Annotated in this window: 17 protein-coding genes, 1 tRNA gene and 2 pseudogenes; 10 read left to right on the top strand and 10 right to left on the bottom strand. The window is 69.3% G+C overall.

Annotated elements, in window-relative coordinates; all coding sequences use genetic code 11:
• Nucleotides 1-335 precede the first annotated feature (335 nt).
• The 3 genes from ACFY5B_RS02560 (at nucleotide 336) to ACFY5B_RS02550 (ending at nucleotide 1,878) form a co-directional block, all read left to right on the top strand.
• Nucleotides 336-803 (top strand): hypothetical protein, encoded by a 468-nt coding sequence (locus ACFY5B_RS02560; RefSeq protein WP_389963373.1) that lies wholly within the window; start codon nucleotides 336-338, stop codon nucleotides 801-803.
• Nucleotides 804-891: 88 nt separating this feature from the next.
• Nucleotides 892-1,107 carry a ferredoxin gene (locus tag ACFY5B_RS02555; RefSeq protein WP_389963370.1) on the top strand — a complete coding sequence of 72 codons (216 nt, stop codon included), beginning with the start codon at nucleotides 892-894 and terminating at the stop codon, nucleotides 1,105-1,107.
• A gap of 9 nt (nucleotides 1,108-1,116) precedes the next feature.
• Nucleotides 1,117-1,878 carry a PIG-L deacetylase family protein gene (locus ACFY5B_RS02550; protein ID WP_389963367.1) on the top strand — a complete coding sequence of 254 codons (762 nt, stop codon included), beginning with the start codon at nucleotides 1,117-1,119 and terminating at the stop codon, nucleotides 1,876-1,878.
• A gap of 118 nt (nucleotides 1,879-1,996) precedes the next feature.
• Here the strand turns inward: ACFY5B_RS02550 and ACFY5B_RS02545 are convergent, their stop codons facing one another.
• The 5 genes from ACFY5B_RS02545 to ACFY5B_RS02525 all read right to left on the bottom strand — a co-directional run bounded on the left by ACFY5B_RS02545 (nucleotide 1,997) and on the right by ACFY5B_RS02525 (nucleotide 6,476).
• Entirely contained in the window at nucleotides 1,997-2,767 is a 771-nt protein-coding gene (locus tag ACFY5B_RS02545) for a glycosyltransferase family 2 protein (RefSeq protein ID WP_389963364.1), read from the bottom strand.
• A gap of 40 nt (nucleotides 2,768-2,807) precedes the next feature.
• Complete coding sequence (locus ACFY5B_RS02540; protein WP_389963361.1) at nucleotides 2,808-3,188, bottom strand: hypothetical protein; 381 nt, start codon at nucleotides 3,186-3,188, stop codon at nucleotides 2,808-2,810.
• Between the two features lie 326 nt (nucleotides 3,189-3,514).
• Nucleotides 3,515-4,534 carry a hypothetical protein gene (locus ACFY5B_RS02535; RefSeq protein WP_389963358.1) on the bottom strand — a complete coding sequence of 340 codons (1,020 nt, stop codon included), beginning with the start codon at nucleotides 4,532-4,534 and terminating at the stop codon, nucleotides 3,515-3,517.
• A gap of 529 nt (nucleotides 4,535-5,063) precedes the next feature.
• On the bottom strand, nucleotides 5,064-5,225 hold the full coding sequence (locus ACFY5B_RS02530) for a hypothetical protein (RefSeq protein ID WP_389963356.1): 162 nt from the start codon (nucleotides 5,223-5,225) through the stop codon (nucleotides 5,064-5,066).
• Nucleotides 5,226-5,558: 333 nt separating this feature from the next.
• The gene (locus tag ACFY5B_RS02525; RefSeq protein ID WP_389963353.1) at nucleotides 5,559-6,476 is read right to left on the bottom strand and encodes a LysR substrate-binding domain-containing protein; all 918 of its coding nucleotides are present in this window, start codon (nucleotides 6,474-6,476) and stop codon (nucleotides 5,559-5,561) included.
• 71 nt (nucleotides 6,477-6,547) lie between these two features.
• Between ACFY5B_RS02525 and ACFY5B_RS02520 the strand changes: the two are divergent.
• The 3 genes and pseudogenes from ACFY5B_RS02520 to ACFY5B_RS02510 form a co-directional block, all read left to right on the top strand.
• Nucleotides 6,548-6,925: pseudogene (locus ACFY5B_RS02520) on the top strand (RidA family protein); the annotation flags it as partial.
• A 24-nt stretch (nucleotides 6,926-6,949) separates the two neighbouring features.
• Nucleotides 6,950-7,330, top strand: a complete 381-nt coding sequence (locus tag ACFY5B_RS02515) for an antibiotic biosynthesis monooxygenase family protein (RefSeq protein WP_389963695.1) — start codon at nucleotides 6,950-6,952, stop codon at nucleotides 7,328-7,330.
• A 137-nt stretch (nucleotides 7,331-7,467) separates the two neighbouring features.
• A pseudogene (locus ACFY5B_RS02510) lies at nucleotides 7,468-7,692 on the top strand (hypothetical protein); the annotation flags it as partial.
• A 480-nt stretch (nucleotides 7,693-8,172) separates the two neighbouring features.
• Here the strand turns inward: ACFY5B_RS02510 and ACFY5B_RS02505 are convergent.
• The 3 genes from ACFY5B_RS02505 to ACFY5B_RS02495 all read right to left on the bottom strand — a co-directional run bounded on the left by ACFY5B_RS02505 (nucleotide 8,173) and on the right by ACFY5B_RS02495 (nucleotide 10,311).
• Nucleotides 8,173-8,487, bottom strand: coding sequence for a hypothetical protein (locus ACFY5B_RS02505; RefSeq protein ID WP_389963350.1), 315 nt, complete (start codon nucleotides 8,485-8,487; stop codon nucleotides 8,173-8,175).
• Nucleotides 8,488-8,748: 261 nt separating this feature from the next.
• Nucleotides 8,749-8,835: transfer RNA gene (locus ACFY5B_RS02500), tRNA-Ser, on the bottom strand.
• Nucleotides 8,836-8,898: 63 nt separating this feature from the next.
• Complete coding sequence (locus ACFY5B_RS02495; RefSeq protein ID WP_389963348.1) at nucleotides 8,899-10,311, bottom strand: S1C family serine protease; 1,413 nt, start codon at nucleotides 10,309-10,311, stop codon at nucleotides 8,899-8,901.
• A 287-nt stretch (nucleotides 10,312-10,598) separates the two neighbouring features.
• On the opposite strand from ACFY5B_RS02495, the gene ACFY5B_RS02490 reads away from it, so the two are divergent.
• The 3 genes from ACFY5B_RS02490 (at nucleotide 10,599) to ACFY5B_RS02480 (ending at nucleotide 13,458) form a co-directional block, all read left to right on the top strand.
• Nucleotides 10,599-11,426 (top strand): glycerophosphodiester phosphodiesterase, encoded by an 828-nt coding sequence (locus ACFY5B_RS02490; protein WP_389963345.1) that lies wholly within the window; start codon nucleotides 10,599-10,601, stop codon nucleotides 11,424-11,426.
• Nucleotides 11,427-11,593: 167 nt separating this feature from the next.
• The gene (locus tag ACFY5B_RS02485) at nucleotides 11,594-12,232 is read left to right on the top strand and encodes an ATP-binding protein (RefSeq protein WP_389963342.1); all 639 of its coding nucleotides are present in this window, start codon (nucleotides 11,594-11,596) and stop codon (nucleotides 12,230-12,232) included.
• Between the two features lie 236 nt (nucleotides 12,233-12,468).
• Complete coding sequence (locus ACFY5B_RS02480) at nucleotides 12,469-13,458, top strand: DUF5926 family protein (protein ID WP_389963339.1); 990 nt, start codon at nucleotides 12,469-12,471, stop codon at nucleotides 13,456-13,458.
• A gap of 251 nt (nucleotides 13,459-13,709) precedes the next feature.
• On the opposite strand, the gene ACFY5B_RS02475 is transcribed toward ACFY5B_RS02480, so the two are convergent.
• Together ACFY5B_RS02475 and ACFY5B_RS02470 are read right to left on the bottom strand one after the other, a co-directional pair.
• Nucleotides 13,710-14,522: a hypothetical protein gene (locus tag ACFY5B_RS02475; protein WP_389963336.1), complete on the bottom strand. Its 813-nt coding sequence runs from the start codon at nucleotides 14,520-14,522 to the stop codon at nucleotides 13,710-13,712.
• Between the two features lie 55 nt (nucleotides 14,523-14,577).
• Nucleotides 14,578-15,243 carry a bifunctional DNA primase/polymerase gene (locus tag ACFY5B_RS02470; RefSeq protein WP_389963333.1) on the bottom strand — a complete coding sequence of 222 codons (666 nt, stop codon included), beginning with the start codon at nucleotides 15,241-15,243 and terminating at the stop codon, nucleotides 14,578-14,580.
• A gap of 504 nt (nucleotides 15,244-15,747) precedes the next feature.
• On the opposite strand from ACFY5B_RS02470, the gene ACFY5B_RS02465 reads away from it, so the two are divergent.
• Nucleotides 15,748-17,262 (top strand): PP2C family protein-serine/threonine phosphatase, encoded by a 1,515-nt coding sequence (locus ACFY5B_RS02465; RefSeq protein ID WP_389963330.1) that lies wholly within the window; start codon nucleotides 15,748-15,750, stop codon nucleotides 17,260-17,262.
• Nucleotides 17,263-17,276: the final 14 nt, after the last annotated feature.

Raw genomic sequence — 17,276 nt, 5'->3', positions numbered from 1 at the left:
GATCCTCCCCAGCGTGCCCCGCCCCGCAACCCCGGCGGATCGTGCTCCTGGACACCGGCGGACAGCACCCTCGGCCCTCGGCGGACCGTGCCGGCGGACGGCCCCGGCCAATCGACGACCCTGGAAAACTGACGAACCGTCAGCTATGGTCGCCCTGCCGTACCGCTCCCGTCACGGACGAGCACGGCTCGAGCACGCGGATGAGCACGGACGAGCACGGCTCGAGCACGCGGATGAGCACGAACGAGCAAGGCTCGAGCACGCGGATGAGCACGGACGAGCACGGCGAAAGCAGAGGCCGGGCGACGCATCAGCGACGTACAGGGGTGAGCACAGTGGAGTCACGTCCCGAGAGCCCACGACCGCAGGGTGCTCCGCGCTGGGTCGCGATGTTCTACCGGCCGGCCGAGGGATCCTGGCGGACGGCCGCCCAGTCGCCCCACCGCGCGCCCGTGCAGTACGCCCTCGGCGAGATGACCCAGACCCTGCGCGCCCGGGGCGACGAGGTGGCCGTCACCCTGTGGGGACCGAAGGACGGCGCGTGGCACCGGTTCGACACCCCGCTGAGGCAGACCGCTGTCCCGCGGCCGGATCCCGAGCCCTCCCCCGGCGAACCGGCCAAGCTGGCGGAACGGATGACCGGCCGCCGCCACCAGGTCCTCATGGCAGGCCTGACCAAGGCGGGCCTCTACGACCTCTCCCCCGAGGACGACACGACCGTCCAGGCCTTGGTGGAACACCTCGACGAGGCCGCCGTACGCCGGGTGGCCCACTGGCTGGCGACCGCCGGGAGCGCGCGCTAGCCGGGCCGGTTCAGCCGGTGCCCCGCTGGGCAGTCAACTCCGGACGGCCACAGGGGCCCCGATGCCGTCAGGAGGGGGACAACACATCATGAAGGTCTTCGTGGACCGCGATCTCTGCTACGGATCCGCCGAGTGCGCCCACCGGGTCCCGGCGGTCTTCGAGTTCGTCGACGGCTTCGGGGTCGTCCGACCGGGCCGCGAGGAGACGGGCGAGGACCCCGGGGTCCTGGAGGCGGCGGAGAAGTGCCCGAGCCAGGCGATCGGCATCACCGGGGCGCCGGGGTCGGCGCCGGACCGGCCGTAGCGAGAGCGGATGACGGCACCGAGCCTGCTCGCGGTCTTCGCCCATCCCGATGACGAGTCCCTGGCGGCGGGCGGCGTCCTCGCCCGCCACGCGGCCGCGGGCGCGCGCACGGCGGTCGTCACGACGACCTGGTCGGCGGACACCCCGCGCGCCGCGGAACTGGCCGAGGCACTCCGCGTGCTGGGCGCGGGCCCGCCACGCATGCTGGGGTACGCCGACGCCCGCGTCCCGCACTCGGCCCCGGGCAGGCCGCGCTGGTGCGACGTGCCGCTGGACGCGGCGGTGGGCGAACTGGTCGCGCACCTCCGCGACTTCCGTCCGGAGATCGTCGTCACCCACGACGCCTACGGCAACCTGACCGGCCACGAGGACCATGTGCACACCCACCGCGTGACCGCCCTCGCGGTCCACGCCGCCGGCCTCGAACGCCTCTACCCGGACGCCGGAGCGCCCTGGCAGCCGAGCGCCCTGTACCTGGCCACGCACCCGCACTCGGCCGCTCGGACATGGGGCGGGCACCTGGCGCCCGTGGGAAAGGCGGTGCGCACGGTGCCCGATGAACGCGTCACCGCCACCGTCGACGTCACCCCCTGGCTGGACCGGAAGATCCTGGCGATCCTGGCCCACCGCACGGAGGTGGCACGGGGAGCGGCGCCGGGCCTGATCGCAGCCCTCTCCGCAGCCGAGCGGCAACGACTGCTCGGCACGGAGTGGTACACCCGCCACAACCCGGCACCGACGGCCACCGCCCAGACCGAGCTCCTCGCATAGCGCGCGAAGTACATTCGCCACGACCCGGCACCGACGCCCGCTGGGCGGGCTGGCCCGCAGCTACCTGGACGGGGCGTCGCGCACGGAGAGGGAGCCCCCGGCCCAGACCGAGCTGCTCTCACAGCGCGGCCGGCGCGCCCCACTGGAGTCGGGACAACGCCCTGGCCCTGGCCTCGACGACAGCCATCCGCACCTCGCGCTCGGCCCGGTCGGTATGGGCCGCCTGCCCGGTCACCTGCCCGTCCCACTTCCGGTACAGCAGGCCCACCTCCCGCGAGAACCACCCCCGGCTCACCGCGTTCAACGCCAGCAGCAGCCCCGTGTCCTCCGAGGCGGGCAGCGCCATCCATCCGCCCAGGGCGAGCAGCAACTCCCGCCGCACGCACAGCGAGGCGGGATGCACCTGTGCGAGGAAGCCGTTGGCCTTCCAGTGCGCGAGCACGGCACCGCGTTCGATCGGCCCCTGGTCGGGATCGCCCGGAAAGCCGACGGTCGACCCGTCGGGCATGAGGTCGAGGACCCGGGAGGTGGCCCACCCGAGGTCGGGATCCCCCTCCAGCACGGCGAGATCCCGCGCGAGCGCGCCCGGCGTCAACCGGTCGTCGGCGTCGAGGACTTTCACGTACGGCCCGTCCCCGTGTGCCAGCGCCATGGTCCTGGCGACGCCGGGCCCCCCGGCCCGCCCCTGCCGGAACGTCACCCGGGCGTCCACGGGCACATACGGTCTGACGCTCTCGCTCTCCCCGTCCTCCTGCACGACCCAGTGCCACTCCCAGCCCTCGGGAAGCCGTTGCGCGCACAACGACGCGTAGGCCTCCGGCAGAAAGCGGGCGTGGGGGCCGTGCACGGCGGTGACGACGACGACGCGCCGAGTCACGGCGGCGTTCACCCACCCTTCTCCGACCGGCACACCCTGGTGATCGTAATGCTCACCGCGTACCCGGCTCGCCGCCCAGTTCGAGAACGAGCTGATAGCCACCGGCCAGATCGACACCGGTCCGCTCGCGGAGCAACTTGACCGCGGCGATCTGCTGACCGTCGTCGAGCAACGCGCTCAACTCCCCGACCAGCGCGGCATCGAGCCGGCGCAGGGCGTCCAGCGCCTGGGCGGTGCTCGTGGGCAGCGCATGCCCGTCGGCCAGGATCTCCACGGCCTCCCGGGCCGGACCCCGTTTGAGCCAGGAGCCCCTGCGCAACCGCCGGACGGCCTTGCCCGTACGGCCGTCCGCGACCAGCGCCCTCGCCTCGTCCTGGGCTTCCTGCCCGACGGGGGTGATCAGCGCTGCGGTACGGGCCTTGGTGTTCGTCATGACACTCCTGCGTCGTGGGATCCGCGAAACCGAAGACGGGGGAGAGCCGGTTGCCGTTGCGCCTCACGCAAAGAAGAGGGTGAGCTCTGTCGTGGTCGTCATGGCGGCACAGTGCCATGCAGCACCGGCCCCCGTGCCCGGGGCGAGCACACAGCGACGGCCCCTGCCCGAACTTCCGGGTCAGAGGCCGTTGACACTGCTGTCAGCGCGGAGGCGGTGGGCAGCACCTCTCACCTGCTGAAATGCGCCAGGCTTGACCATCGCTGGAGCGTCCTGGCCCACGCATGGCCCACCGGCGAAGCCCTCCACTCATCCAACCCCAAGGTTCACTTCCCTTGCTTGCTGGCTCGGATCTTGGCCGCCAGCGCCGCGGTGCGCTTCTCCCGGCGCTCGATGCCAGCCTCTAGCTGGCGCAGAGCCTTGCTGAATTCATCAGCCGCTCCAGCCTCTCGCAGCAGTTCTGCGTACATGGCGCCGCTATTCAAGTCGTCCGGGAACTTCTCCAAGTGGTCGGCCAGCACCGCCAATGCCTCTTCACTTCCACCCAGCGCGACTAAGACTTGAGCCAAAGCCCTGATGCCATTAGAGGCAAGTTTTGAGATCGAGGTAAGCACGGACTTCGCTTCTACGAACTCGCCCCGCAAAGCAAGGGCAATCCCTGCATACACCCGTACACTCTCATCATTCCAGCAAGCGCGAGCAACCTTCTCAGCCTCGCTGAATTCGGATCTCGCCAATAGCGAGTCGAGATAGCTTTCCGCGAAATCGTAGTCACTGGGGTCAAGTCGGTGCGCTAGCTCGTAATATACATGCGCTTCGTCATTCTGATCGACGGTAGCCAAATAGGAACCGAGCAGCCAAGCATACTTCGCATTGTTGGGATCACCGCGCAAAGCAGCCCTCCCATGCCTCACAGCCTCAGCAAATTCCTCAAGTTCATCGAAGATTTCCGCAACTACGTGAGACGCCTCCGCGGACAGCATATCAATACCGCGAAAATGCGGCACAATTTGCGCTACCCTGCCGTCCTGGTCGGCTTCTTCGAGTAGTCGGATATACGTAGCCACCAATGGAGAGTTCCAGTTTGCACCGATCCGTTTCTCCAGATATTGCGCGGCAGCGAGAGGACTGTCAGCCTTTTTGATCTGACGAGCCCGCTCAAGCGTAAGGAAGTTCACGACTTGAGGAGAATATTCGGTTCGATGGAGTTCGAAGCGAAAATCCGTAACATGAACCGGCTTCTGGGTATTGCCCTCAGGGATTTGCCGCGCCTGCATCCTCAACTGTTTCCACAGTGAGTGGAATTCTCTAGGGTCCCCGTCCAGCGCCTCAACGATCAGTTCCACAGCTCCCCATCGAGGAATCCTCTTACCTGAGAGGGTTTGGTGAACCGTGCTGTGGCTTACGACGCCCGAGGTTCGTGCGGCAATCGTACGCATCGATGGCTCCCCGGCATGCAGGTGCAGGTCTCTCAACTTGCCGACCAAGACACCGAGAGGATCGGGTACCGCGTGCGACATAACTCCCCTTTGTCCGTATTGCGACGTAACATTTTACAACTTCAATGTCCTACCTCATCTCATCCCGTAAGGCTTCATAAACCTCCGTCTCACGCCGTTTTTGGTACAGATTTGAATGCAATTCTGGATCCATGACATCGAATGACCCGCAAGACAGAAAGCCCAACAGGACCGCTGAAGCTCTACAGATTGCAGTTGAGACTGCATCACTCATGACGCTTTGCGTCTCTCTTGGAGAAAGGCTCTACTCACTATTCTTCGGGTAACGAAACCCCGTGCCCCTTTGTCTTCATGCTCCCACCGACAAAGGGGCACTCTGATCCACTTGGCTAAGGTTTCATCTGTGCCGACTGGGCTACGCACCGAAACCCTGTGTCGTCATCGTCATCGTTTCGTTGGCGTCGTTGATGGCTGCGGGTGCGACCCGAAACAAGAGACTCGTGAACACGCTCCCACGGAGTTGATATCGTCCCGGTGCGGTTGGCGTCGCAAGCCACTCCCAGACGTTCCCCACCATGTCGTACACCCCCATGGGGCGAGACCCCGCTGTGATACCGAGACACCGAGGTCGTACGCTCGACACCGATCTATCGAACATTGCCACTTGGCTGCGGTTTTTCACGTGCACAACGGGATGGTCGTACAGTTGACGAGGACATCGACCGTTCTCCCTCCGTTTCTACGCCAAGGCCATCCATCGCAATCAGCAGCGTGCGAACGAACAGATCGAGAGGGCCTTGGCGGCTAACGGCGGCGAATAGATCCGGCGACGCTCCGACCACAGGTGCCATCCTCGCCCCTACCGGGGAGAGGATGGCACCTGCTCGCTGTCCTGGGTACGCTCCACGATTCAAAACGACCTGGGGCTGTCCGGCGGATCTTGACTTATGGTCGCCAGCAGGCGTGTGACCAGGGGGTTATGGTCGTTCTCGCGCCAGGCGACGGCCACTCGTGTGCGGGCGCTACCGGGCTCGATCCTGCGGAAGGCGACCCCTTTGAGGCGGATACGTCGAATGCTCGCCGGGGCCAAGGAGACGCCCAGACCGGTTTCCACGAGGGCGCACACGGTTTGCCACTCCACCGCGTGCTGGACTACCTGCGGTGTGAACCCTGCTGCGGTGCACAGGCCGATGATCTGGTCATGCAGTGTCGGGCCGACCGTGCGGGGCAGCAGCACGAAGGGTGAGTCCGCCAACCGTCCAAGCGGTACGGTCCGTTGGGCGGCCAGAGGATGGGTGGACGGCAGCACGGCCACGAAAGGCTCGCTGAGTACCGTCCTGAAGCCGAGCTCTGTCTCGTCGGTAGGGGGCTCGCGCAGTAGACCGATGTCGATGGTCTTGTCATGCAGGGCGGTGATCTGCGGAGCGGTGGTCATCTCGTGGATGTCCAGGTGCACGCCAGGAAACTGGTGACGGAAGGTGCGCAGCAGGCCGGGCAGGATCGTCAGGGCGAGGGTGGCGGCGAAGCCGATCCGTAGGCAGCCAGCCCGGCCACTGCCGACGGCCCGGGCTGCGGCCAGGCCGTCCGCGAGGTCGGTGAGTGCCCGCCGGGCGGCGGGCAGCAGTTCGCTGCCCGCCGCGGTCAGGGTGACACGCCCTGGGGCACGGGTGAACAGCGCGTGGCCGACCTTGTCCTCCAGGCGGCGGATCTGTTGGCTCAGTGGCGGCTGGGCAACGCCCAGGCGGGCGGCCGCGTGGCCGAAGTGGAGTTCCTCAGCGAGCACGACGAAGGCGTGCAGCTGCGGTAGGGGGAGTTCGGGGCGCTCCATACGCCCAGAGATATCAGACCATGCATGTGACCGTATTAGACGTATTAGTGCTGGTCATTTAGCGTCGGCGCATGACAGAGCGACGCGCGATCCTCAGCGGCTCGACCTTTGAGGAGCAGATCGGGTATGCCCGTGCGGTGGTCGACGGCGACTGGGTGCATGTGTCCGGGACGACCGGGTTTGACTACGCCACCATGACGATCTCCGACGACGTGGTGGAGCAGGCCGAGCAGTGCCTGCGCAACATAGAGGCCGCACTGACCGAGACGCAGTGCACCTTCGCCGACGTGGTGCGCGTGCGCTACCTACTGCCCGACCGCGAAGACTTCGAACCCTGCTGGCCGGTCCTGCGCCGCTACTTCGGCGAGGTTCGGCCGGCCGCCACGATGCTCATGTGCGGCCTCTCCGACCCCCGCATGAAGATCGAGATCGAGGTGGACGCGCGGCGGCGCATCCTGCCTCAGGGTGGCGCCATGAGCGATCGCTCGGAAGCGCCCGTCGTGCCCGTCGGGGCCTTCGAACCCCCCTACTACGTGGCTGTCTTCACTGCGGTGCGAACCCAGGACCAGCATGGCTACAGCGAGACCGCCGCACGCATGGAAGACCTGGTGAAGGATGTCCCCGGGTTCCTGGGGATGGACTACGCGCAGACTCCTGGTGGGCCGGCCATCACCGTCGGGTACTTCCGCGACGCCGACGCCCTCACGCAGTGGCGGTGCAACGCCGAGCACCGCGCGGCGCAAATGCGCGGGCGAGCCCAGTGGTACCAGAGCTACACGCTGCACGTGGCGAAAGTGGAACGGAGCAACGGGTTCGCGCGAGCGGAGGACCCGCAGAGCCCGAGAGCAGACTGACCAACCCGTAGCCACCTCAGCGACCGTCCCGGCGTTCGGGTGGCAGATCGAGCACGCGTCCGCGAGATCGATGACCACGCTGCTGTCCGCCCCAGGGCATGCCGGTGGCGAGGATCGCCGAAGTGACGTTCACCAGCACCATCTCACCAGCACTCGGCCCGGACGCCTCCGACGAGGCCTGGGCCTGGCTCTACGACGGCCGCATCGACACACGACGAGCCCTCTTACGCATGGAACCCTGCACCGTCTCACTGACCCACGCCAGCACCCGCATCACGTGGACGATCCGGCCAGTGGTCTTCCTGCCACTGGCCCACCGCCAAGGCGTCGAACTCCCAGCCTGCGCGTACGACTCACGCCCCACACCACGAACTGAGTTACAACTCTCTCTACGGGTTCAAGCCCCGGCTGCGCTCCGCTCCGCCGGGCGCGCTTCCCGGCTCCGCTCCGGGCGCCGCTCCTGCCTTCGGCCCGCTCCGCCCGGGCTGCGCCGACGCGCGCCCACATGTGAAACAGGCCGGGCCATGAGTCGAGAACCGCAGGAGCGCGGCAACGCTCAAAGCATGCCTCCGGCGGGGGCGCTCAGGCTCCGAGATGGCGGGGGCGCCGTTTGCGGGTGCCGGCCGGAATGGTGGCGTGCGCGGGGAGCTCCCATCCCGTCTGCCATCGCCCCAGGCAGAGCCGAGCAGGCGCGGCCCCTGGCGTCCAGGTCGTTCGTACAGTGGCGCGCTCCACCTGGACGCCAGGGACCACGCCCGCTCCACGGTGTGTGGGGCGATGGCAGACGGGATGGGAGCTGGGGTGAGTGGTGGGAATCTCTAGCTTGGCAGGCGCGCGCGCCATCAACCAGCAGCCAGTGAAGAGACAAGCACCGCCCCGAACCCGAGGACGACCAACTGCACGATGCCAGGAATGCGCCATCCCAGGGCGAGGAGGCCACCGCCTGTCATTAATGCGCCGCCCCCCAGAAGCCACAATGCCTGCGACGCCGCCCGCGACGCACTCGACGGAACGACGCCATCGCTTTCGTAGCTGTCGGCCCAGCCCGCCATCCCAACGCCGTACACCGACCAAGCGATGAGCATGAAGTCGATGACGAGTAGCGCCACGCTGACCCCGATCTGCTGACCGGTTGACGGCTCATTCGCCCGTCTCATGCCCACTGCCATCCTGTCCGCAGGCCACTATCCAGTAAGTACATGCGGTCAGCATGGTGGTTGCAGCGCGCACTACACATGAGCGCAAGTACTCAGATGCACCGTTCTCGTCGAGCACCAGGCCGGATCTGTCGCCCGTGCCCCAGTCGTGCCCGATCGAGCGGGAAACCAGGGGGAACACCGGGTAGTCACGGTAGCCAGACATGTGAACGGCCCCCGACCAAACACCCAGGTCAGGGGCCGTTCTCACTGCTCATCGCGCGGAGGCGGTGGGATTTGAACCCACGGTGACATCGCTGCCACGACGGTTTTCAAGACCGTTCCCTTCGGCCGCTCGGGCACGCCTCCCCGCGCCGGCCGTGATCGGCGGCGCGGGGACAAGGGTAACGGGTCGGTGCGGGCGGGTGGGGGTCAGTTGTCGCCGACGCGGGAACCGAGCGTGACGTCGACCGTGTGCTGCTTGCCGCCGCGCTCGTAGGTGATCGTGACCTTGTCGCCGGGCTGGTGGGTCCAGATCTCACCGATCAGGGTGGGGCCGGAGTCGATCACCCGGTCGTCGAGCTTGGTGATGACATCACCCGGCTTGAGACCCGCCTTGGCCGCGGGGCCGCCCGGCTCGACCGGTGCCGCACCGCCCGCACCCTGGTCGGTGATCTGCGCACCGTCGGAGCCGTCGTCCAGGGAGACGGACGCGCCGATCTTCGCGTACACCGGCTTGCCGTTCTTGATCAGCTCCTGGGCGACGTACTTCGCCTGGTTGATCGGGATGGCGAAGCCCAGGCCGATGGAGCCCGACTGCCCCGTGCCGAAGCCGCCGTTGCCGGTGGACTGGATCGCGGAGTTGATGCCGATGACATTGCCCCGCGCGTCCAGCAGCGGACCGCCGGAGTTGCCCGGGTTGATCGAGGCGTCGGTCTGCAGGGCGCTCATGTACGACGCCTGGCTGCCGCTGCCGTCGCTGGAGGCCACCGGGCGGTTCTTGGCGCTGATGATGCCCGTCGTCACCGTGTCGGACAGGCCGAACGGGGCTCCGATCGCGATGGTCGAGTCGCCGACGGCCACCTTGTCCGAGTCGCCGAGGGTGAGCGGCTTCAGGTCGGAGGGGGCGTCCTTGAGCTTGATGACCGCCACGTCGTAGCCCTGCGCGTGACCGACCACCTCGGCGTCGTACTTCTTGCCGGTCGGGAAGGTCGCCGTGAGCTTGCCGCCGTCCACCGCGTCCGCCACCACGTGGTTGTTGGTGACGATGTGGCCCTGCTTGTCGAAGACGAAGCCCGTTCCCGTGCCGCCCTCGCCGCTGGTGCTCTCGGCCTCGATCGTGACCGTGCTCGGCAGCGCCTTGGCGGCGACACCCGCGGTCGTGCCCGGGTCACGCTTGACGTCGCCGCCGTTCGAGGAGGCCGAGACCGTCGTCGAACCGGTGCTCTCGTCGTTGTCCTTCGCCAGCACGTACCCGAGTCCGCCGCCCACGCCGCCCGCGACCAGCGCGGCCACCAGGAGCGCCGCCACCAGACCGCCGCGCCTGCGACCGGACGCCGGTGCCGGCTGCTGGTACGACGAACCCCAGCCGCCCGAGCCGGACCCGGAACCGCCGTCGCCGTACGGGGCGGTCGGCGGCGGGGGCCAGGACGGGTCGGGGGCGGAGGAGGAGGCGCCGGGGTGGCCTGCGCCGCCCTGGCCCTGGGGGACCTGCCCCTGGGCGTCCTGTCCGTACGGCGCCTGATGGGCCTGCCCCTGGGGCGCCGGAGCAGCGGGAGCGTCCACCGGCACGGGGGGTGCGGACGGGGCGGGGGGTACCGCGGTGCCCTCGTTCTCGGTGCTCACAGCTTCTCTCCTAGATCCACGGCCGTTTCCGGGTCGCATGCGTTCACGCTTTTTCACGCCGGTCGACGGGTCCGGCGCGATACAGCTGAGCTTGTCCCTTTGTATGCCGTCAGCTTTTCCCACAGGCCGTCAGGGCACCATAAGCGGTGGCTGTGCGTCCGAGGCCATTCTTTATATAGGTCATCAAAGGCGAAAAGGGTGCAATCCCAACGCCTCCGTCCGGACCTGCGTCTCCGTCGAGTCCGTCCGACCGGACGCGTACCCGCACTCGGTGGCACCATGACGCGGTGACCCACGCACGACAGCACGTGATTCAGGTCGTCGCCCACCGCGGAGCCTCCGAGGACGCCCCGGAACACACCCTGGCCGCGTACACCAAGGCGATCGAGGACGGCGCGGACGCCCTCGAATGCGATGTGCGCCTGACCGCCGACGGCCACCTGGTGTGTGTACACGACCGCCGGATCAACCGTACGTCCAACGGCCGCGGCGCGGTCTCCGCGCTGGAGCTGGCCGACCTCGCCGCCCTGGACTTCGGCTCCTGGAAGACGGGCGAGGCCTGGAAGGGACGCGACGAGGAACCCGACTGGGAGCACCGCCCGGAGGACCGCGAGGCGACATCCGTACTCACCCTGGAGCGGCTGCTGGAACTCGTCGCCGGCGCCGGGCGCCGTGTGGAACTGGCCATCGAGACCAAGCACCCCACACGCTGGGCCGGGCAGGTCGAGGACCGGCTGCTGGCCCTGCTGAAGCGGTTCGGCCTCGACGCCCCGGCCTCGGCGGCGGAGTCACAGGTGCGGGTCATGAGCTTCTCGGCCCGCTCACTGCACCGCGTGCGTGCCGCCTCTCCGACACTTCCGACGGTCTACCTGACGCAGTTCCTCTCACCCCGGCTGCGCGACGGACGGCTGCCACCGGGTGTGCGGATCGCCGGCCCCTCCCTGCGCATCGTGCGCAATCACCCCACGTACATCGAGCGGCTGAAGCGGTCCGGGCATCAGGTGCACGTGTGGACCGTGAACGAGCCGGGGGACGTGGACCGCTGCGTCGAGCTGGGCGTCGACGCCATCATCACCAACCGACCGCGCGCGGTGCTGGACCAGCTCGGCCGCTGACGTCCGCCCCGCCGCGACACACCTCTCAAGTCCCACCAGACCCACGCACACCTCTTGACCCCGTGCCGTGCCGGGCGGGATCCTCCCCAATCAGCCACACCGATGATTTTCAGCCAACGGTTACCGGGAGTGCTCCGGCGCGTTCGGTCCGTATTCGGTCGTGGTGAATGCGTCGCCGGACGTGGATTGGCCGGTTTCCGGTACAGGCCAATGGGGCATCCACACCGTGGCGTGGGGCGAAGGAGGTCTCGGGGGTGGCGTTGGTGGTGGCACAGGAGGTGCCCACGTCGTCGAGCATGGCCGTTCCCCATGGCCCTGCGGGCGTGGGGAAAGCGCGACACCGGATGCGTACGCAGTTGCGCGGAGGTGGAGTCGCGGAATCGGTCATCGACGACGCCGTACTGATCCTTTCCGAGCTCTTGAGCAACGCGTGCAAGCACGGCAGACCCCTGGGCGACGCGCTGTCCGGTGACGGTGACGTCCGTGCCGCGTGGCGCGTGGAGCCGGCCGGCCGGCTCGTGGTGGAGGTCACGGACGGCGGCGGCCCGACCCGCCCCGCCCCCGCGACCCCGTCGGTCACGGCGCACGGCGGTCGCGGGCTGAACATCATCACCGCCCTCGCCGACGACTGGGGCGTACGGGACGACATCCGCGGCGAGGTCACCGTGTGGGTCATCGTCCACGACGACGTGCACGATCCGGACGCCGGCCACCGCCGCGACGACTTCGCGACGCGTGTCGCCGCCCCCGCGGTCTCCCAGATACCCGGACTGGATTTCGCGGACGCCTTCGACGACATGGACTGAGACCGCGAGGACAGAGACGGCGGGGACAGAGACCACAGGGACAGAGACCTACGGAGCAGGTACCGGCGGGGACAGATACCGGCGGGGACGATACCTGCACCGACGGGTGCGGAGACCGCCGGGGACCGAGCGCGTACGCCGCGCGGGTCGGGGTTGTCCACAGGACCCCGTGGCCCGGGGCACGAACGGCTAGGCTCGCGACCGTACGAGACGAGCCGTAACCGGGAGACCCATCGATGGCCAAGAAGCGACCCCAGACGAAGGCCAAGCGCCCGCAGACCACGGGCGGGGCCCGCACCGCAGGTGCTGAGGGAGACGTTCCGGTCGTCGGCGCTCGCGAGCCCTGCCCCTGCGGCAGCGGCCGCCGCTACAAGGCCTGTCACGGCCGGGCCGCCTCGCACGCCGCGACCGAGCTGGTGCACCGCCCCTTCGAGGGCCTGCCCGGCGAGTGCGACTGGGTGGCCCTGCGCGAGCTGGTCCCGGCGGCCACCGTCGAGCTGACCCTCAAGGACGGCCTGCCCGAGGGCGTCCCTGCGGTCACCCTGGCCACGGTCCTCCCCATGGCCTGGCCCGCTCTGCGCCGCGACGACGGCTCGGTCCTGCTCGGCCTGCAGAACGACACCTCGTCCGGCGACATCAGCCGCGACCTCGCCGACACCCTCCAGCGCGCACTCGAGGCCCAGCCCGGCACACCCGTCCAGGGCCGGCGCGCCCCGGCCGACAGCCCGCGGCTGCAGGATCTGCTCGACCCCGAGGGTGCCTTCGAGCCAGAAGTGCACAGCGGCTTCGAGTTCTGGGTGCCGGACCCGGAGAACGCCACGCCCGACGTGACCGCCTCCCTGGAGCGGGCCAACGCCGCGGCCATCCCGACCGTCAAGCTCCAGGGCGTGGACGCCGCGTACTGGTGCGAGACGCCGGAGAAGAACCATCTGCGGTGGGTCATGCCGCATGCCGAGGAGCAGCTTCTGGACGCCCTCGCCCGGCTGCACGCCGCGGGCCGTTCCAGCCTCGGCGAGGGCACCCGCCTGGTGGGTTCCTTCCGCGCTCACGGGCTCACGGTGCCGGTGTGGGACCTGCCCAGCGGGGTCACCGCCGAGGACGTGGAGAAGCCCGCGGCGGAGTTCGCCGAGCGTCTCGCCACCGCCCTGGCGACGGACGCGCCGCTCACCGCGGACGAGCGCCGCGCCCGTGGCGGCCTCACCAACCGGCAGGTCACGCTCAGCTGACCCCCGCCCAGGCGTCGGTCCGGCCGGTCCACCGGCCGGCCGCTCCCGGCACCCCGGCGGGTCACAACTCCCGTCGGGGACAAGCCAGTCGGTGACTGGAAAGGCGAGTTCGAATTTGCGAACCGCCGATCTCTTGTTACCGTTCCTGTAGCCCGGTTGCTGGTGCATCCCCCGTCGCCAGCAACCGGGTCTTTTCGTCTCCGCTTCCGTTCACGGAACGCAGCAGCTCTTCAACTGCCTGTTCTCGCAGGCTAGTTGCTTCCCGAGCGCAGCAGCAGCGGCCCCCGCCCGCCCCGCTCGGCGAACTCCGCTACGGCCGTGTACGCCGCCGGATTCCCGCGTGCGGGCTCCCGGGGCGTCTCGCACGTCCCCGGCTCGTCCTCCGCGCCCAGGGCACACGTCATGCGCACCGTGCGGTCGCCAGGGCCCATCAGGCTCAGCGCGGCGTCCAGCGCCTCGCCCGTCGTATTGCGGTAGTAGGTCCGCGCCCAGGTCTCCGCGCCCTGCGTCACCACACAGGTCTGCGCCTCGACGCCGTCGGGTGAGGAGAGTTCGGGACCGCAGCGCACGGCGGTCGACAGGCCCTGGCCGAGCGCCGGAAGGCCGGGCGCGCCGGAGGACGACTCGGGTGCCTTGTCGTCGGCACGTGAGGAAGGCCGTACGGCAGCGGAACCCGACGCGCGGGAGTCGGCACCGGAACCGAACGCGTGGGGGCCGGAACCGGACGCGCGGGAGTGAGCATCGGATTCGGACGCGCTGGAGTGAGCATCGGATTCGGACGCGCTGGAGTGAGCATCGGATTCGGACGCGCTGGAGTGAGCATCGGATTCGGACGCGCGGGAGTGGGCACCGGATTCGGACGTGTGGGCGCCCGCGCCCACCGAACCCGCCGCCCGCTCGGCCCCCGCCGAACCCGCCGTCCGCTTGGCCCCCGCCGACTCCACCGGCCCCGCGGACGCCACCGCAAGCGGCAGTGCGATCGCGCAGGCCGCCACGACGCCCGCGAGGGCGAGCAGTCTGATCTTTCGAGGGTCCCGGGAGCGGCCCCGGGCGTGACGCCGCATGGTTCCGGAACTTAACGCGCCGGGCCGGGCGCGGGGCTCGGCGCGCCCGACAGCCCTAGAACTCGGGCGCGCTCACACCCGTACGAGTGAGGGCTTCGACCACGGCGTCCACCACGGCCTCGACATCGGGCACCCACGGCGAGGCCGAGCCGGGCAGCGGCGCACGCTCCCAGCGGATCTCGCCCTGCCCCGTCTCGGAGGGCGGCAGGGCCAGGTACCCGCCCTCACTGTGGAAGCGGAGGGAGCCGGGCACGAAGTCCTTGGCGTACAGCAGCTCGCCGAGCTGCTCCATGGAGTACGGCTTGACGAGGATCGACCAGCGGTCGGGGGAGGCGACGACCGGGCCGAGCCGCATGCCCATCTGGTCGAGCGCCTTGAGGGCGCGGGCGGCCGGGAGGGCCGGCAGCGAGACCGCGCAGGGCGCGTGACCGCCGGTGGCCAGCACGATCGGCGCCGTCGGCCGGTTGCCCCACCACCAGCGCACCATGCGTCCGTCGGTGGTGGCCGCGAGGAGGCCGGGGTCGAAGGGGTGCGCGCCGGGCACCGTGCAGTCGAGGTCGGGGCAGCTGCAGCGGGAGTGCCCCTGCGGGTCCGCCGCCACGCCCGGGAGTACGGGCCACTGCCACTGCGTCGCGTAGGTCAGGGCCGCGTCGATCAGCTCAGGCTTCCCGTCGCCGCGCTGAGACAAGAGCCTGCGTCGCCTTCCGAGGATCTCGCGCATGAGCGCTCGTTCCTTTCCGTTGCACGCCTGGCAACACCGTGGTCCACATCACATCATGTGTCGATCGCTTCACTGTGCGTACCTGTTGGCGCATCACACCCCTGCGCGAAGCAAGGGGAACCCCTGTGGGTCGAGCTTTGGGCTGCCTCCGCGGCTGTCCCGCCCATACTGCGTCTGTCGAAAGCACGGGCGTGGCGTAGGGGTGGCGAAGTATGGCGTTTGCCGTCGCGCGTATTTCTCTCCGCCTCCGCCACGGGAGGATGGGGCACGGTCGTCGGTGGATAGGACGCCCGGTTCCGTCACCAGGTTCCGGGTGGTTCCCAACCACCCCTGGCCTTTACCGAGTACGTACCCATCACGACCGTTGTGACGCTCCGTCGAGCAAGCCCAGTCGACCGCAATAAGCCGTCCCCTGAGGCAGTTTTAAGCCAACTTTGCATTTCCGCAAGAGGAAGGGGAGTTGTTCCCTCGCACCTCACGGACACCAGGAATCCCGGCAGGACAATGCTGGACATCTCCTCACGAGTGCGTGTACATGTGGAGACACTGCTAGCGACGCAGAATGACATGGGGGTTTGCGATGCTTTTGAGCAGTACGTACCGGTTGGAAGGCCGGACGCCATGAACGCTCCGCACCCTCCGAAAGTGGCCGGAATCGATTCAACGGTTCCGGCGCCCGCACACACTGTCGCGCCCGTAGCGGCGGGCTCGTCCCCGGCCGTACCCGCGAACCCCCCGGCCCCTGCCGGTGCCGTGCTCCAGGACCGTCTCGCCGGCTGGGTCTCCGACCTCACCACCCTGCACGAGCTCACCGAACGCCTGGCCCGCACCACCACGCTCGACGAGGCGCTCCATGAAGTGCTGCGAGCCGGAGCCGCCCTGGTGGGTGCCCGGCGCGGCCTCGTCGTCATGGAACCCGGCGACGGACTCGGCCCCGACACCACCATCGGCCTGGGCCTCGCCCGCGCCGATCTCGGCCACATCGAGACAGTGCCGCGCAGCGCCCTGTCCTACGGCCGGATCCTCGACGGACCGCCGGGCGACGAGGGCGGCATCGCCGACCCCGACCTCTTCGCCCAGGAAGGACTCGACCCCCGCCACCGCGAGGTCGCGGCCCGCCTCGGTTACGCCGCCAGCTACGCCCTCCCCCTGACCGCCGACACCGCCGTCCGTCTCGGCGCCGCGGTCTGGCTCTACGACGAGCCCGCCGAACCGGGCGAGCGGCAGCGCCATCTCGCCGGTCTCTACGCGCGGTACGCCGCCGAGCACCTGGCCCGCCTCCTCGAACTGGAACGCACCCGGACGTCCATGGCCACGATGTCGGACGAACTGCTGCCCGCGCGGCTGCCCCGGGTCGGGGGCGTCCAGCTCGCGGCCCGGCACCGCACAGGACCGCGCGGCGGCGGCGACTGGTACGACGCGCTGCCGCTGCCCGACGCCGCCCTCGGTCTCGCCGTCGGATCCGTCACCGGCTCGGGGCCCAGCGCGGTCGCCGCGATGGGGCGGCTGCGGGCGTCGCTGCGCGCGTACGCCGTGATGGAGGGGGAGGACCCGGTCGCCGTCCTGTCCGACCTGGAACTGCTGCTGCGGCTGACCGAACCGGCCCGGTCGGCCACCGCGCTGTTCGGCTACTGCGAACCGGCCGCGCGCAAGATCACGCTGGCCGGTGCCGGGCACAGCCCGCCGCTGCTGATCGGACAGCGCCGCACCGAGTTCGTCGAGACCTCCGTCTCCGCCCCGCTGGGCATGCTCGCCTGCTGGGAGGCGCCCAGCGTGGAGATCCTCGCCGAGCCCGGAGAGACGGTTCTGCTCTACACCGACGGGCTGCTGCACCGCACCGGCGAGGCCACCGACCGCGCCTTCGCCCGGCTGCACGCGGCGGCGGCCTCAGTGCCGCGGGCCCTGCGCGGCGATCCCGGTGCCATCGCCGACCACGTTCTGCGGAGCGTGCTGCCGGACGGCCTGGACGCGGCCGACGGTGCGGAGGACGTCGTCCTGCTGGCGGTCCGGTTCGAGTAACGCCCCTCGTCATC

The sequence above is a fragment of the Streptomyces sp. NPDC013187 genome (assembly GCF_042899705.1).
In the GTDB taxonomy this organism is placed as follows: domain Bacteria; phylum Actinomycetota; class Actinomycetes; order Streptomycetales; family Streptomycetaceae; genus Streptomyces; species Streptomyces hawaiiensis_A.
This window is presented reverse-complemented; position numbering and strand designations above follow the sequence as displayed.

Excerpts from the sequence above, each read along its gene's own strand:
- ACFY5B_RS02555 (WP_389963370.1), top strand. The coding sequence starts at position 892 with ATGAAGGTCTTCGTGGACCGCGATCTCTGCTACGGATCCGCCGAGTGC.
- ACFY5B_RS02550 (WP_389963367.1), top strand. The coding sequence starts at position 1,117 with ATGACGGCACCGAGCCTGCTCGCGGTCTTCGCCCATCCCGATGACGAG.
- ACFY5B_RS02540 (WP_389963361.1), bottom strand. The coding sequence starts at position 3,188 with ATGACGAACACCAAGGCCCGTACCGCAGCGCTGATCACCCCCGTCGGG.
- ACFY5B_RS02530 (WP_389963356.1), bottom strand. The coding sequence starts at position 5,225 with ATGGTGGGGAACGTCTGGGAGTGGCTTGCGACGCCAACCGCACCGGGA.
- ACFY5B_RS02525 (WP_389963353.1), bottom strand. The coding sequence starts at position 6,476 with ATGGAGCGCCCCGAACTCCCCCTACCGCAGCTGCACGCCTTCGTCGTG.
- ACFY5B_RS02515 (WP_389963695.1), top strand. The coding sequence starts at position 6,950 with ATGAGCGATCGCTCGGAAGCGCCCGTCGTGCCCGTCGGGGCCTTCGAA.
- ACFY5B_RS02505 (WP_389963350.1), bottom strand. The coding sequence starts at position 8,487 with ATGAGACGGGCGAATGAGCCGTCAACCGGTCAGCAGATCGGGGTCAGC.
- ACFY5B_RS02485 (WP_389963342.1), top strand. The coding sequence starts at position 11,594 with ATGCGTCGCCGGACGTGGATTGGCCGGTTTCCGGTACAGGCCAATGGG.
- ACFY5B_RS02480 (WP_389963339.1), top strand. The coding sequence starts at position 12,469 with ATGGCCAAGAAGCGACCCCAGACGAAGGCCAAGCGCCCGCAGACCACG.
- ACFY5B_RS02475 (WP_389963336.1), bottom strand. The coding sequence starts at position 14,522 with ATGCGGCGTCACGCCCGGGGCCGCTCCCGGGACCCTCGAAAGATCAGA.
- ACFY5B_RS02470 (WP_389963333.1), bottom strand. The coding sequence starts at position 15,243 with ATGCGCGAGATCCTCGGAAGGCGACGCAGGCTCTTGTCTCAGCGCGGC.
- ACFY5B_RS02465 (WP_389963330.1), top strand. The coding sequence starts at position 15,748 with ATGCTGGACATCTCCTCACGAGTGCGTGTACATGTGGAGACACTGCTA.